The organism is Colwellia demingiae (genome assembly GCF_007954275.1).
Classification (GTDB): Bacteria; Pseudomonadota; Gammaproteobacteria; order Enterobacterales; family Alteromonadaceae; genus Colwellia; species Colwellia demingiae.
This window is the reverse complement of the sequence record NZ_VOLT01000011.1, coordinates 105,559-118,767: the sequence shown is the minus strand read 5'-3', so window position 1 is coordinate 118,767 and position 13,209 is coordinate 105,559. Positions and strand designations below refer to the sequence as shown.

At 34.8% G+C, this 13,209-nt stretch carries 15 protein-coding genes and 1 tRNA gene; 4 read left to right on the top strand and 12 right to left on the bottom strand.

Translation table 11 applies throughout. The features are described 5' to 3' along the window. Positions 1–8 precede the first annotated feature (8 nt). Positions 9–1,778, top strand: a complete 1,770-nt coding sequence (locus ESZ36_RS18565; RefSeq protein ID WP_146790624.1) for a DUF3413 domain-containing protein — start codon at positions 9–11, stop codon at positions 1,776–1,778. 142 nt (positions 1,779–1,920) lie between these two features. Continuing rightward, positions 1,921–1,997, top strand: a tRNA-Pro gene (locus ESZ36_RS18560). Positions 1,998–2,133: 136 nt separating this feature from the next. Here the strand turns inward: ESZ36_RS18560 and ESZ36_RS23220 are convergent. From ESZ36_RS23220 to ESZ36_RS18550, 3 genes are all read right to left on the bottom strand, one after another. After that, positions 2,134–2,253: a hypothetical protein gene (locus ESZ36_RS23220; RefSeq protein ID WP_425457418.1), complete on the bottom strand. Its 120-nt coding sequence runs from the start codon at positions 2,251–2,253 to the stop codon at positions 2,134–2,136. A 167-nt stretch (positions 2,254–2,420) separates the two neighbouring features. Continuing rightward, entirely contained in the window at positions 2,421–2,867 is a 447-nt protein-coding gene (locus ESZ36_RS18555; protein WP_146790622.1) for a hypothetical protein, read from the bottom strand. A 335-nt stretch (positions 2,868–3,202) separates the two neighbouring features. Continuing rightward, positions 3,203–3,442, bottom strand: a complete 240-nt coding sequence (locus ESZ36_RS18550) for a hypothetical protein (protein WP_146790620.1) — start codon at positions 3,440–3,442, stop codon at positions 3,203–3,205. 788 nt (positions 3,443–4,230) lie between these two features. Here ESZ36_RS18550 and ESZ36_RS18545 point away from each other — a divergent pair. Further along, entirely contained in the window at positions 4,231–4,554 is a 324-nt protein-coding gene (locus tag ESZ36_RS18545; protein WP_146790618.1) for a hypothetical protein, read from the top strand. Between the two features lie 46 nt (positions 4,555–4,600). On the opposite strand, the gene ESZ36_RS18540 is transcribed toward ESZ36_RS18545, so the two are convergent. The 6 genes from ESZ36_RS18540 to ESZ36_RS18515 form a co-directional block, all read right to left on the bottom strand. After that, positions 4,601–5,395, bottom strand: coding sequence for a LysR family transcriptional regulator (locus tag ESZ36_RS18540; RefSeq protein WP_146790616.1), 795 nt, complete (start codon positions 5,393–5,395; stop codon positions 4,601–4,603). A 420-nt stretch (positions 5,396–5,815) separates the two neighbouring features. Then, positions 5,816–6,031: a hypothetical protein gene (locus tag ESZ36_RS18535; protein WP_146790614.1), complete on the bottom strand. Its 216-nt coding sequence runs from the start codon at positions 6,029–6,031 to the stop codon at positions 5,816–5,818. A gap of 137 nt (positions 6,032–6,168) precedes the next feature. After that, positions 6,169–6,420: a hypothetical protein gene (locus tag ESZ36_RS22980; protein ID WP_146790612.1), complete on the bottom strand. Its 252-nt coding sequence runs from the start codon at positions 6,418–6,420 to the stop codon at positions 6,169–6,171. Between the two features lie 7 nt (positions 6,421–6,427). Then, positions 6,428–6,988 (bottom strand): peroxiredoxin family protein, encoded by a 561-nt coding sequence (locus ESZ36_RS18525; protein ID WP_146790610.1) that lies wholly within the window; start codon positions 6,986–6,988, stop codon positions 6,428–6,430. A 77-nt stretch (positions 6,989–7,065) separates the two neighbouring features. Further along, positions 7,066–7,800, bottom strand: a complete 735-nt coding sequence (locus tag ESZ36_RS18520; protein ID WP_146790608.1) for an EAL domain-containing protein — start codon at positions 7,798–7,800, stop codon at positions 7,066–7,068. A gap of 96 nt (positions 7,801–7,896) precedes the next feature. Beyond that, complete coding sequence (locus tag ESZ36_RS18515; RefSeq protein WP_146790606.1) at positions 7,897–9,030, bottom strand: cell division protein FtsZ; 1,134 nt, start codon at positions 9,028–9,030, stop codon at positions 7,897–7,899. Between the two features lie 468 nt (positions 9,031–9,498). Here ESZ36_RS18515 and ESZ36_RS18510 point away from each other — a divergent pair, with 468 nt between their 5' ends. Continuing rightward, positions 9,499–9,921 (top strand): type II toxin-antitoxin system HicB family antitoxin, encoded by a 423-nt coding sequence (locus ESZ36_RS18510; RefSeq protein ID WP_146790604.1) that lies wholly within the window; start codon positions 9,499–9,501, stop codon positions 9,919–9,921. 251 nt (positions 9,922–10,172) lie between these two features. Here the strand turns inward: ESZ36_RS18510 and bioD are convergent, their stop codons facing one another. The 3 genes from bioD to ESZ36_RS18495 form a co-directional block, all read right to left on the bottom strand. After that, on the bottom strand, positions 10,173–10,964 hold the full coding sequence (bioD, locus tag ESZ36_RS18505; RefSeq protein ID WP_146790602.1) for a dethiobiotin synthase: 792 nt from the start codon (positions 10,962–10,964) through the stop codon (positions 10,173–10,175). Between the two features lie 187 nt (positions 10,965–11,151). Continuing rightward, a complete protein-coding gene (gene bioC, locus ESZ36_RS18500) occupies positions 11,152–11,949 on the bottom strand; it encodes a malonyl-ACP O-methyltransferase BioC (RefSeq protein WP_146790600.1) in 798 nt (265 codons plus the stop codon). Beyond that, positions 11,949–13,097 carry an aminotransferase class I/II-fold pyridoxal phosphate-dependent enzyme gene (locus tag ESZ36_RS18495; protein ID WP_146790598.1) on the bottom strand — a complete coding sequence of 383 codons (1,149 nt, stop codon included), beginning with the start codon at positions 13,095–13,097 and terminating at the stop codon, positions 11,949–11,951. The genes bioC and ESZ36_RS18495 overlap by 1 nt, the downstream gene beginning before the upstream one ends. Positions 13,098–13,209 lie beyond the last annotated feature (112 nt).

The window sequence follows — 13,209 nt, the reverse complement described above, 5'->3', positions numbered from 1 at the left end:
TATTATCAATGGTTTCATTTGATACAAAAAGCTACAGTAAAAAACTATTACATTTGATCAGTTGGAGCCATTGGTTCACATTTTTCAATATTTTAGCAGCAATTGCACTCTCCTCTTACTATTTATTTAGTGAAGCTGCACCAACGACACTCTTTGGTCAGGCCTACTTAATAACTACCTGGGTGAGTCATATTGCGTTTCTAACCTTTATGAGTTTTGTTTTAGTGTTATTTCCATTAACACTGATTCTGCCACACACAAAGTTTATTAGAACGAGTGGCTCTGTCATTTTTACCATTGGTTTATTACTTCTCGTATTAGATGGCTTTATTTATAGTCGCTTGGGTTATCACTTAAACGCCTCTTCTAGTGCACAAATTATAAGCTTGATACAAGACTTAGCGAAAGAAAACAGTCTGTTGTATACCTTCATTGGTGCACTGGCTATCATTATCTTAAGTTTTGAATTCATTGTAAGTAATTACGCATGGAAACATTTGAAGCAATTACAAAAAACAATCTTTGCTCGTTTTGTTATTTTTGCTTTGGTTTTGTCATTCTTCTTTAGTCATGTAAGCCATATTTGGGCTGATGCTAACCTTGACTATGATATTTTGCGTCAAGACACAGTGTTACCTTTGTCTTATCCTGCAACAGCCAAAACACTATTAACCAAATATGGTTTATTTAACATTGAAGATTATATAGAGCGTAAAAATAGCCCTCTATCATTTAGTCATGCTATTCCTAATTACCCTACTATTGATTCAAGTCTTTGCCTCAATGAAAATGCTGAGACAGCGCCAAAGAATTCGACCTTCTTGATCCTAACAGAGCAACAAGTATCAATTCCTCAGCTTAATCAATTTATTCGTCGAGCAAGTGCCACCACCTTACATTTAACCAATAATATTGATACTGGCCTTAATGATGATGCTTGGTTTAATCTACTTTATTCTCTACCGAGTATTTATCAAGACGATATTCTCAAACAAGGTATTAAGCCGCTATTGTTCCAGCGTCTAGATCAACAAGCTCTTACAACCAGCTTAACGGTTATCTCTGATGAGTTTTCAGCAACTCTGCAAGATCATACTGTTGCGGACGATTCAACTATGGATGGTACTATTACTGAACCTCGTTGGTTTGAAGCCTTATTTAGTGAAAAAACTGAACTAGAAAATGTCTCGAGTTTATTGTTTGCTGAAAAGTTAAATAATAAAGCACCTGGCTTACATATTATCTACTTTAAAAATAGCCTTGCTATTGATGCTAATAAGGCAGAAAAAAATAATAACCAATATCAATTCGAATTATTTGTTGATGCCCTACTTCTTGCTCAAAAGCAAAAAAGTCTAAAAGATATTATTTGGATCAGCTCTATAGGTAATCAAAATAGTGAAACGCGTTTAAATACCAAACCTGCGTTATTTATTTACCCGCAACTTGGCAAAGTCAGCCATAAGGATATTACTTTTAATACCAGTAATATGGACTTACAACCAACCTTGATGAATCAATGGTTAGCTTGTAACGTTACCGGAAATAATAATGGCAGTGATTTACCAACATTGAATAAAGATAGAGTCATTGCCAATACTACTGATAAAGGCATTATTATCTTTGATAAAGATAAATCTGTTTTTGTTGACCAAAATGGCAACTTTCAAAGTTACTCGCGTCAATTCTCTTCGCCAATAACCGTGAATGAAGACTTTCCATTAATGATTGATGGCGTACATTTTATTAAGTTGTTTACCCAGCAAGAAAAGCTGTAAACGACTTAATATAAGGCATATAGGATAATAGTTAGCCGTTTAGTTCACCTAGGCTAACTATTCTCTTAATTGTCATTGCATTACGTTGATAAATCATTAATATACAAGCGGTAAACTTGTTAAACCCTAGAGTTTACATTGTCGGGGTATAGCGCAGCTTGGTAGCGCGCGCGCCTGGGGGGCGTGAGGTCGACAGTTCGAATCTGTCTACTCCGACCATATTAGTAAAATAAATCAGCCACTTAGTAGTAATGTAAAATTACTCTTAGTGGTTTTTTTGTGTCTGGATAACCCATGACTAACTAGATTAAAATTATTTTCATTTTTTTTTGAATTAATACTTATATACAGTTAATCAAGTCGGTATTATTTCTAGTGGATAACTTTCATTGAAGAAAGAGTTAGCTGTAATACTGCCATGAACGTAAGAGTTAAGAGGCCTACATTGCACATACCTAAACTCAGTTAACATCATTACGCTCTGGTGCTTTACCGTTCATAGCCTTAATCATATCTCCATTACTCGGCTTTTAGTTTGCGTTTTCATCGTATTCTCGATTTTCTGCTCACGGCTGAATAAAACAACCACCAGCCGCATGATGAACGTACTGGTCATTGTGGTGAAAGCGTAAACTTAATCTATTAATTATTGATTGGATTAAGCATTGGCTTTTGACCAAACAACTTCCCGTTTCTCGCATCTTTTTCAACCGAGTATGCTTCAGCACTGCTGTTGACTAGAACATATTGGTACTCTAAATGTTCATGGATGTATCGTTTGGTAAGTGTATCTAACTTTAATTGACCATTTGCAAACAAGGGTAAGTCACTTTGCTTAAGCGTTGGTATAACCAGTCTATTAGCGACATAGACACAAAACTGGTCACCACTTAAACGGCCTATAGCATGACTGTGCAGTCTTGTAACTAAATCGTACTTTTTCTTATGCTGATTTTTCTCAATTTCGCACCCAGACATTCCACAATAAAATAACTCATCATCATTCCAAATAGCATAAATTCCTGCTGACACACTCGGTATGTCTTTATTTGGCCAATCAGAAAACTTAAATAGTTTAGAAAATATCATCATTTACCTGAAATAGTTAACGCCATATTAAGTGACTAAAATAGTTGGTTATAATTTTGATGAACAAACAAAGTCAACGGTATTTTGTCCGTTTTAATACCTTAATTGTAGCTTGAATATTATCTGTCGTGAACTAAAGTTGATTAGTAGCTAATGATTTTCAAGGATTGAATGAAATGGATCAACAACTCCCACCACCGGCACTTGTAACAACATGACTTAATGTAATACACAGTAAAAATATGTCTAATGACATTATTATCGAGCGTTCGCATTTACTTTGTTATTATTTTGGCTCTATCAAGTCGGTATTATTTCTAGTCCATAACTCTTATTTAAGAAAGAGGTGTTGTAATACAACTATATCGTTTTCCTAAAATAGCGGAGCAACTAACCCTAATATTCATAGCTGCTTTATTTGCTTGAGCTAAACTGAATCCATTCATTAAATAATTATCTTTCACTATATTTGCTTTCTTGAAAAAAACATCATTAGCTCGTTTTATCTCTTTTTCTCTAACCGTCAAAGATTCATCACTCCACTTGTATATTAGTTTTATCACTGTATTACTCATGGCTTTTCCTTAATTTTGGTATTTGTTTAATCTTGATTTGAATGATACGACCGAACAAAGGTTAAAATTGATATTTCACGAACGTGTGTGATATTAATTAACTTATATAGTTTTCAGCATGAGCATTAAATAAAACCTATTTATTTGACTCTTACGCCGACATTATCGGCTTTTATTGAAGCAACTAAGATTCATGCATTGAATCCATACAGGTATCTTGCAGAATGTAATATCGACCCAAAAACAGTAAGTACAAATGAAGGTAATTTACCTGTTATAGATTTAATAAAGTTATTGAGTAGTGTTTGTGATGACTTGGGTTATATTCCTTCGTTTTAGCACTAATCCCGTAAGATAATCTACTTCAATCTACCTCATACAAAGTCAGTGAGGTTTCAAATCTTTTGGCATTTAACTCACCAGAAGCTTTATTCACTTTTTCAAGAAGCACGAAACAGTTACACCACTTCATTGGTGAAAACATCAGTAACTAAAGTCAGAAAGTAATTACACGTTCAAACATTATTTATAATTAAATTTGCTAATGCACCCTATTCAACCAATATATAACGCCTAATTTCCTTTTAGGAACTATGTATCATCTTTTTGGAATAAACGTTATTCCAAAAAACTTTTTAATTTCAGACATGATGAACACGATAACAACGGTGAGAAACGCTCAAGAAATTGAGTACTGCAGATAAGTCGAAGGCGATGCAGTCATTAACCTTAACAAGAATTAAATCCTGAACTTATACCGGATTAATAGCAGCTACTTAATCAAAAACATGAAAAAATTAATAACAACAGCATTACTAACAACAGCACTATCTTTTAATGTGTTAGCAAACGAAAAATGTGGTGATGAAGAGACTAAAATAATAGCAATGCAAGAAAAAAGCCTATATTACGGTGGAGAGAAAACAAGTTATTTTTTGGCATATACTAGGGTAACTATAGGCTCTGGAGGCCTGATTTACGCTGCTGTTAATTCAGCGTCAGGAATAGCTTTCTTTAGTTTCGTGGTATTTTTGGGAGGCGCGCTGGATATTTACATCAATAGTGAGAATGATGAAATAATAGAACAATTAACTGAAAAGCTCTGTGATTGATAATTCTGATAATGTTCAAAATTGTAAAAAGTACAACGACTGATGATTACCACTGTGCTTGTTTTACTATAGGCACACACATATCCATAAGCCACTGAATCTTTGGTGAGCATCTTCTGGCAGCTTTACATATCATAGCTACATCTGTTGGGGTATTTTTCTTCTTCTCATCATTGGTAAGGCTATAGGTGTAGTGTTCATCCATTAACTGGCCTGACAAATATTGGCTATCTATAATGATACCTGGCTTAATCTCGGCATCCAGTAATTGGTACATTCCACTATATTCGTTGTAATTATCGAAAATAGTTTTGACAAACTCTCCTTGCCGATTGCCAATAAATTGGCCACTTACAGACATAATTTTCTTTTGATATAAGCTCTGCGGCCTGTTTTTTAGAGCGTGCACAGCTATATCAATCTTCTCTTCGAGAAGTAACGCTTCACTGTCTAAGTTCCACTCTCGCAGCTCAATTACCGCAGGGGTTTTCTGCCTAATCTTAGTAATCAATAATTTACCAATGGGGATAATAAAAGGTGCAGCCAGATGAATGGTAATTTTATCAAGCGCTAAAGGATTAAAGGATTCAGGTTCAAGGGCCTTCTGCATCAGCGCTAACGCTTCTTTTACCTTAGGAGCAATAATACTCGCGTAGCTTGTTGGCTCTAACCCAGTTGCCGTTCGTACAAATAACGGATCTCCAATATCATCTCGTAATTTTGATAACACCTTAGAAACATAAGATTGCGAGCGATTAAGTTTGAAAGCGGCTTTTTGAGTAGATCCCGCATGATACAGCGTAATAAACACAGAGAGAGAATTAAGGTCGAGTTGTTTCATAAATAATCAGGTATCCGAACAGTCGTTGATGCCTTGTTTACCCTGTTTTTATACCAGATAAATAGCTCAATCAAGTGAAAGGTCATGAGCATCAATCACTATATTAGTTATTATTTTTCCAAAGAAAATTAACAGCTCAATACCTTGAATTGAGTGTCATTGGCTATCCAAGTAACTTGCGTACTAAAGTTATTGTTGGTAATAAAACAGAAATTAAAGCATATTAAAAACCCATACAAGTAACACGTAACCATGTAAATTCTTGTTTTATATGTATAATAATCAATTACATCATCACAGTGTAGACTATTACTATTTCGAGCATAATAAGTATGTATTAATAAAACCAAATAAATAAAGCTAACCTTATTAATAAACATTAGGCTGTATTTTCCGATTTAATTGATAAGATTTATCGCGCTAATCATTATTAAGTAAAGTGATTTTATTCGAATACGTCTGTAAAAAATAATGAATACGATTAGAGCGTCTTTTCGACAACATCACTCTAATTTTCCCAGCAAGTAAAGCTTCACTTCGCTTCACTTTAACTAATGGGACAAAAGGTTTGTTATCAATGCTGATAGTGGTCATGTGATGACATATTGCTTTGATTCTTGCTTCTTCGATATCCAATGATCCAATCCTAATAGAAGTTATTTATGCGTATGATAACTAGCGCAAAACTTATAACTGCTTTAAGTTGTTTTGGAAATGTGTCTTTTTGTTTTTACTTACAGAATTAATCACAATGATAACAGAGAGATAACAAACTATTTACACCAAACCTTGCCGCCGATCATTTTAAAGGCTGGTGTACCCCTAATTAAGCAATCTCGTGCAAACACCTTATTACACTTTGGGCATGTACATGGCGTTTCGGTAAAGTTTTGACTGATGCGTTCTTTGAAACATTTAAGTAAAGCGCCCTTACCCCCTTTACGGTATTTAAATAGGAGGAAGTTGCAGCCCTTGCAATATATATCAACTGTTTTGCTCGGGCCTTTTTTATTGGGTTTTGACATTGTTTAGTTATTTCTTAGCAATACCTAGGGCAGCTAAATTATTAGCCATATCTTGGGCAGCAGACTTTGGTGAAATATCGTCATCAATTTTAACTATTTTACCTTCTTTAGAAATATAGAAAGTCACGCGACTGGCAACTTTAAACATATTAAGCACCTGATATGCTTTAGCCGCTGATTTAGTAGGATCACTTAACATAGGGAAGTCAGCGCCCGTTTTCTCAGCAAAGTCTCTGTTATCATCAATAGGGTCAACGCTAGCCATAACGTAACTAACATTAAACTCTCGAATAAGATGTCCTTGTTCTGTCAACGATTTACATTCAATAGTACAACCTCGGGTGTTTGCCATTGGATACCAAGCTAATACCACTGCTTGTTTGCCTTTGTAATCACTTAATTGGTAATAATCACCTGTGGTAGCTTGTAACTTGAAATTCGGTGCCGTGTCTCCCACTTTTAAATCTGTTGCCAACGCGGAGAATCCAACGAGACTTGCTAAGCTACAAATGATTAGGATAGATTTTTTCATACTGTTTTTCATATTAAAGTTCATGTTAACTTTCATGTTGTTACTCTTTATTTAAAAAGGAGGATATAAGAATTAGCTACAGTGTATGGTGTTAGTTCGTTGATTAAAAGTTATTAAGTGACATTCTTAAAACGATCCCGGTAATAAAAACCTTGTACAAAATCACACTTAAGCTGTTGAGCTAGTTGCAAGTCTTCATACGTTTCTACCCCTTCTAAGATCACTTTTTTGTTCGCACTATGCGCGTAATCAATAATTGATTTGACTAGTAACATGAAATTACTATTTTTTTGGTTTTGCACAACAAATTTATCTAGCTTTATATAGTTAACCAATTGAATTACTGAAGTAGAAATCATAGATTGAGGATTACACACATCATCTATAGCCGTGTGAATATTGCTTTTCGCTAAGTTATCAATCATGGCCAAGCTCATAATGGCATCATTAATTTCTGAGTTTTCAATTAACTCAACTACAACATTAGACTTTTTAAACGCTTTAAATAATTTTAGAAATGGATTGCTTTGATCAATGACACCACTAGAGAAATAAGAATCTTGATCCAAATTAACAAAAATATCATAGTCATCAACTGCATACGATAATTGTAATTTTTTTTGCTGGTATTCAACCTGGAACAAACTCAGTGGGCTTGTATGGAGTGACTCGTAAACAAGGTCTGGTCGAATAAGCTCATTATCAGCAGAATAGAATCTAGCCAGAGACTCATAGGCAAAAATCTCTTGGTTTTTACAACTAACTATTGGCTGATATTCAACACCAAAGCGTCTATTTTCGATTAGGTCGATTAAACACTCAGGGTTGATTAATTTTTTATCTTTCATTCATTGCAGCCGACAATTTCTTATTCGGCCATTCCTATAACAACTATTGAACAATAACTGTAAATAAGAACCATTATCATGTAAAGAAGTGTTTAACTAATCGCGATTGATTGCCATCAATTTGCGCGTTATAGCCGGAATATCGGTCATTGTTTCACCATGATTGATAAAACTTAGTTCATCATCGATATATGCGGGTTCAGTTGACTCGACGTTTTGTTCTAATTCACAGGGATCTGTTTCAATAGCTTCTTTGATAGGCTCAGGTTTACCGCTACTTATGCCCGACCCGATAATCAATATTTCAATTTCTGACGTCAAATTTGGATCAAGACTAACACCCGGTACAATCAGCACAGATCGATTAGTGACTCTTGTTCTGATGCGATCAATCAAACCATTGTAGGTCGATAACTTAGGCTCTGATTTACAAAATAATTGAAAGATAATACCTTTCGCTGTGTCAATGTTTGCAATAGAAACAAGTGGGTTATTAAGAGCCTGATCAAGTGCGTCGAAAGCTTCTTCTTCTGAATTAGCTTTACCAACACCAAGGATAGATTCACCTTCAAAAGACAAAATTGTTGAGAAATCATTTTTGTCGACATTGACATAGCCAGTTTCATTCAACATTTGCACTAAAGCAATTAATAGGTTTTTAAGCACTTCATTACTTTGGTTAAAAGCAGAAAATAAACCAACAGTTTCACCTAAGCCTGCAAGTAAAAGATCGTTTGAAAGCGTAATATAGGCATGTATAGGCTCTTTAATGTCATCAATACCTTGTAGGGCATAATCCATTCGAGTTTGCCCTTCTGATTCAAAGGGTAAAGTCACAATAGCTAAACAGTTAATATTTAGCTCGCGTGCTAATTTGGCCACTAAAGGACTTGCACCAGTACCAGTGCCACCACCAAAACCTGCAGTAATAATAACGATGTCGCTATCCATTATCGCACTACGAAGCATTCCTTCACTCTCTTGGGCTGCTTGATAACCTATACTCGGATCTGAGCCTGCGCCGTAGCCATTTGTTAAGTTTTCGCCTATTAGGATTTTGTTTTCAACGTTAATGCTATTTAATGCAGCAAGATCAGTATTAACGGCAACGAGGTTAACTTGGCTTGATAAGTTATTTTCATGGAGCATATTTACTGTGTTACACCCACAGCCACCAATGCCCACTACAGTAATCAATAATTCTGGATTACCCTTTAAAAGTTCTTTCATATTATTCCCTAATCAATCACCTAATCTGTTCCCTAATTTTTTATTGAAGCTTAGAGAGAGCCAACTATTTATTGGCTTACGTTAGGTTATATTTTTGACGAATTAATCTTTCATTAATCTCATTATAGAGATCAAATTCTGCATGATCCACACTAAATAGATAACTCTAGACACTCTTGTTTAATTATTTGTTATCAGAAATTTTTCTATAAATATTTTCATTGTTAAAAACCTTTAAAAATTTGTATTACAAATTCTCTTAGGATAATAAAACACCTCTATCAATAGTAAACAGTCACCTACATAATGATTCAGGGGTTGTCGGGGTTATTGTAATTTACTTATAGGAGTTATCGGGGTTACTGGAAGTATTTTAAATGGAGTTGTCAGGGTTATTAAGATATTGATATAAGGAGTTGTTAGGGTTATGATTATTTATGGGCCGTTTTAGACGCGTTAGGAGTTAAAATGAAGTATGCAATTGTGTTTGTTTACGATGATAAAAAATCAGATTATCAGGTATCAGTACCCGATCTTCCTGGATGTGCAATTACAGAAAAAACCATTGATTTAGGCATGGAAGAAATTACAAAAGCGATTAAATCTCACCTTGCCATATTGGCCGAATACGGTGAAAAAGTGCCTAATGCAAAGGGATTAGAAAGCCATCGACAAAACTATATACTGGAAAATCCGCATACCTTTTCACAAGCTTTTTGGGCAATAGTAAGTATTGATATAACCCCTTACCTTGGTAAGAGCCATAAAATAAACGTAACTTTACCTGAATTACTCATTGCCCAAATTGATGACAAAGTAAGTAAATCTTCAGATTACAAAACGCGATCTGGATTTATTGCCAGTGCTTGTTTTACTGAATTGGAAAAATAGTATCGGTTAGTTTTTATAATTGATTTCGAAATTAATTATAGGAGGTAAATTAATTTCTAACATTGGAAATGATTTGGTGTTGTGAAATTTTTTAAGTTGTTGCCCAGAGAGATTCAATTTTATTAAATCTGGTTCGCTTACCCCTACTGTAAATTTTTTAGGCGCGAGTTAAAGTAAACGAAGTTGGATTTGATTTTGGGTAAATTGACTTAAGTGAACGTTAATCCATTTTAGAAAAGTAAAAAAACTTATTAAACCAACACAGATAAGTTAATTTTGTTCGCCGCACGACTAATTTTTTCAATGTAAGAAACAGCTTTACCCTCTTCATCAACATCAGCTATAAAATCGAACTGTGCCATCTTAGGTATGGGTAGAATTTTCTCTAACTCGGAAATATTTTCTGATAGATTATTCATAGCATCATTAGAGGCACAATTTGCTATCCAAGCAACACAATTTAGGCCGTCTGCAGTAATTGTTTCATACGTTAATAACGCATGATTTAAACAACCCAATTTCATATTAACGATTAAAATAACTTCTAGGTTAGTAGCTTTGACAAAGTCTGATAGAAATTGATAAGTCGGTTTATTGTTATCACCACTTTTATCAGCATTATTATGAGATAAAACTATTATCTCACCAAGCGGTAATCGCCAACCTCCAGCACCTTCAACTAACGTAATGTCAGCGTTAAGTGATTTAACTTGTTGGTAATTATGATTTATATCCTCAATCGTAATTTGTTTATTTTGTTTTTTAGCCGCAATGTGAGGTGCAATGGGTTGTTCAAAAGCAATAGGGTTGATGTGGGAAATACTTTGACCACAGTTGGCAAATTCACTAAGTAATTTTGCATCTTCATTAACCAGTTGGCCGTCGACTAATTCACAACCTGCAGAAATGGGTTTAAAGGCCGCAACTTTCATCTTCTCATTCGTAGAAGCATTTATGTGCTGAGTAAACGCATGAATTAAAGCGCAGCTGACAAATGTTTTTCCAGCATCGGTATCTGTTGCAGTGACAAAGAATTGTTTCATATTTATTTCTTAAGTAAGGTAAGGTTTCTTAAATTAGTTTTGTGTTCGATGTTATTTCGTTGATCGTTCGACATAGTACAATAATAAGTAACATTAAAAAGCCTTAGCACTTTTTACAAAGGCTAAGGCTTAAGATGTGGCGTGCGTGATAGTTACCGTATGTAATTATTTAACTGATTTGTTTAAGTTAGTTATTTAATTTAACCACTAAACCAGAAAACAAACGATAGGTTGCTGGATAAATACCACTGGGCTCAAGAAAATCTTGATAATGTTCTGTCATTTTAAACCATTTGTCTTTTCCTGACAGCCCTCTATTTTGTTTCTGTGCTAAATGATTAGCACCTAAGCCTTTTAACTCACGTGCTAAATGGATTACATTTTGATATTCCAAAACAATATCTTGGCACTTTTGTTCAACCAACTTACCGTTTTCATTATTGAATAAAGTATTGAGCTCAGTAACCGTTTTAAAATCGATAACGTGTTGGTCATCGTCTACTTGTTTCCAAGAAGATTTTAACTCGTGTAATGTGCCGTCTACTAAGGTGGTGAAAATAAGTAATCCACCTGGCTTTAAAACTCTTAACATTTCAGTAATGGCTTCATCGAGTGGATCAAACCATTGAATGACTAAGTTTGAATAAATGAAATCTATGCTGTTATCTTGAAGTGGTAATTTATGGGCATCGCCTTCTAGCCATACTATTTTTTTATTACGGTGTTCTTTGGCAAAATGAAGCATCTCATTTGAAATATCTAAGCCAATAACTTGGCTATATGTACTCGCTAATAAGTCAGTAAAAAAACCAGTGCCTGAGCCTAAGTCTAAAACAGTTAGATCGTTACGATTCGGTAACCAAGGCATTAGATGCTTACCGGAAAAACGTTGTAACCTTGCTGATACATCATAAGATTTACTGGCAGAGCCAAAACTTTTTCCAATATTTACTCTGTTTGTGTTTTTATGTGCTGTTTGAACCATTAAGCTATTGCCTTATTAATGCATTCTGCTAAATATATGATATCTTTAGTATTATGGTTAGCGCAAATGGTAACGCGTAATCTTGAGCTGTTAATTGCAACCGTTGGTGGCCTTATCGCGGTTAACCAAATACCTTGTTTTTTGAGAGTATCACTCACGGCAAGTGCTTTTTTCTCATCACCAATTATTATGGCATGAATTGAAGATTCAGTGGAAACTAACTCGATTTCTGGTGCCAGTAGTTGACTAAATAACGTGCTTAATTCAGTGATTTTTTCTCTGCGCCAATGCTCTTTTTGAATAAGCTCAATGCTTTTTCTGGTCGCCCAGGCGATAGCAGGTGATATTGCCGTAGAGTAAATATAGTGGCGCGAGAAATTGATCAAGTACTCATGTAAGTCTTCAGTACAGGTTAAAAATGCACCGCTGGTTCCAATTGCTTTACCCATTGTTGCCATCGTGATATCTACATCAGCAAAGTGATTACTGCCCTGTCCTTCGTCACCAATAACACCAATACTATGTGCATCATCTAAATAGAGCCAGGCCTGATTTGATTTCGAAAGCTGAGCAAGCTCTAACACTTTAGCTCGGCAACCATCCATACTAAATACGCCTTCAGAGGCAATAAGTTTATTAGGAGAGTCTACCGCATTACTTAATAATGTTGTTAAATGTTTAATATTATTATGATTGAAACGTTTAACTTTTGCTTTGCTATGATAAGCACCGTCAATCATAGACGCATTACTAAGCTTATCTAAATAAAAATGGCTTTCTTGATTTTTACCTAATGCTTGAAATAGCGCTAAATTAGCGGCAAAACCACTAGAGAATAATAAGCACTTAGGTTTATTTAACCACTGACAAATATCAGCTTCCAATGCTTGATGAGCATAGTGATAGCCCGTAACTAAACTTGAACTACTGGAACAAACGCCAAATCGGTCAGCTCCCTCTTGTAACGCCTTGTTTATTTCAACATGATTATTTAAACCTAAATAATCATTAGACGAAAAATTAAGATACGACTTTCCATTTATAACAATTTCATTGCCCTGGCTTGTTGTACTATTACAAACCAACTGACGATATCGAGACTTAGCTTTTTGCTCATTAACATCATGTTGAATAAAGTCAAAATTCATAAATGATTATCTACTTAAATGGATAAGTTTAATAAGATAGTAGTAGCTTTAATCGCTAGCAACTACACGCTAGCGATCTATTCTGAAGGTATATACCCGTTCACTCAATATC

Excerpts from the sequence above, each read along its gene's own strand:
- ESZ36_RS18565 (WP_146790624.1), top strand. The coding sequence starts at position 9 with ATGGTTTCATTTGATACAAAAAGCTACAGTAAAAAACTATTACATTTG.
- ESZ36_RS23220 (WP_425457418.1), bottom strand. The coding sequence starts at position 2,253 with ATGATGTTAACTGAGTTTAGGTATGTGCAATGTAGGCCTCTTAACTCT.
- ESZ36_RS18555 (WP_146790622.1), bottom strand. The coding sequence starts at position 2,867 with ATGATATTTTCTAAACTATTTAAGTTTTCTGATTGGCCAAATAAAGAC.
- ESZ36_RS18550 (WP_146790620.1), bottom strand. The coding sequence starts at position 3,442 with ATGAGTAATACAGTGATAAAACTAATATACAAGTGGAGTGATGAATCT.
- ESZ36_RS18545 (WP_146790618.1), top strand. The coding sequence starts at position 4,231 with ATGAAAAAATTAATAACAACAGCATTACTAACAACAGCACTATCTTTT.
- ESZ36_RS18540 (WP_146790616.1), bottom strand. The coding sequence starts at position 5,395 with ATGAAACAACTCGACCTTAATTCTCTCTCTGTGTTTATTACGCTGTAT.
- ESZ36_RS22980 (WP_146790612.1), bottom strand. The coding sequence starts at position 6,420 with ATGTCAAAACCCAATAAAAAAGGCCCGAGCAAAACAGTTGATATATAT.
- ESZ36_RS18525 (WP_146790610.1), bottom strand. The coding sequence starts at position 6,988 with ATGAAAGTTAACATGAACTTTAATATGAAAAACAGTATGAAAAAATCT.
- ESZ36_RS18520 (WP_146790608.1), bottom strand. The coding sequence starts at position 7,800 with ATGAAAGATAAAAAATTAATCAACCCTGAGTGTTTAATCGACCTAATC.
- ESZ36_RS18515 (WP_146790606.1), bottom strand. The coding sequence starts at position 9,030 with ATGAAAGAACTTTTAAAGGGTAATCCAGAATTATTGATTACTGTAGTG.
- ESZ36_RS18510 (WP_146790604.1), top strand. The coding sequence starts at position 9,499 with ATGAAGTATGCAATTGTGTTTGTTTACGATGATAAAAAATCAGATTAT.
- bioD (WP_146790602.1), bottom strand. The coding sequence starts at position 10,964 with ATGAAACAATTCTTTGTCACTGCAACAGATACCGATGCTGGAAAAACA.
- bioC (WP_146790600.1), bottom strand. The coding sequence starts at position 11,949 with ATGGTTCAAACAGCACATAAAAACACAAACAGAGTAAATATTGGAAAA.
- ESZ36_RS18495 (WP_146790598.1), bottom strand. The coding sequence starts at position 13,097 with ATGAATTTTGACTTTATTCAACATGATGTTAATGAGCAAAAAGCTAAG.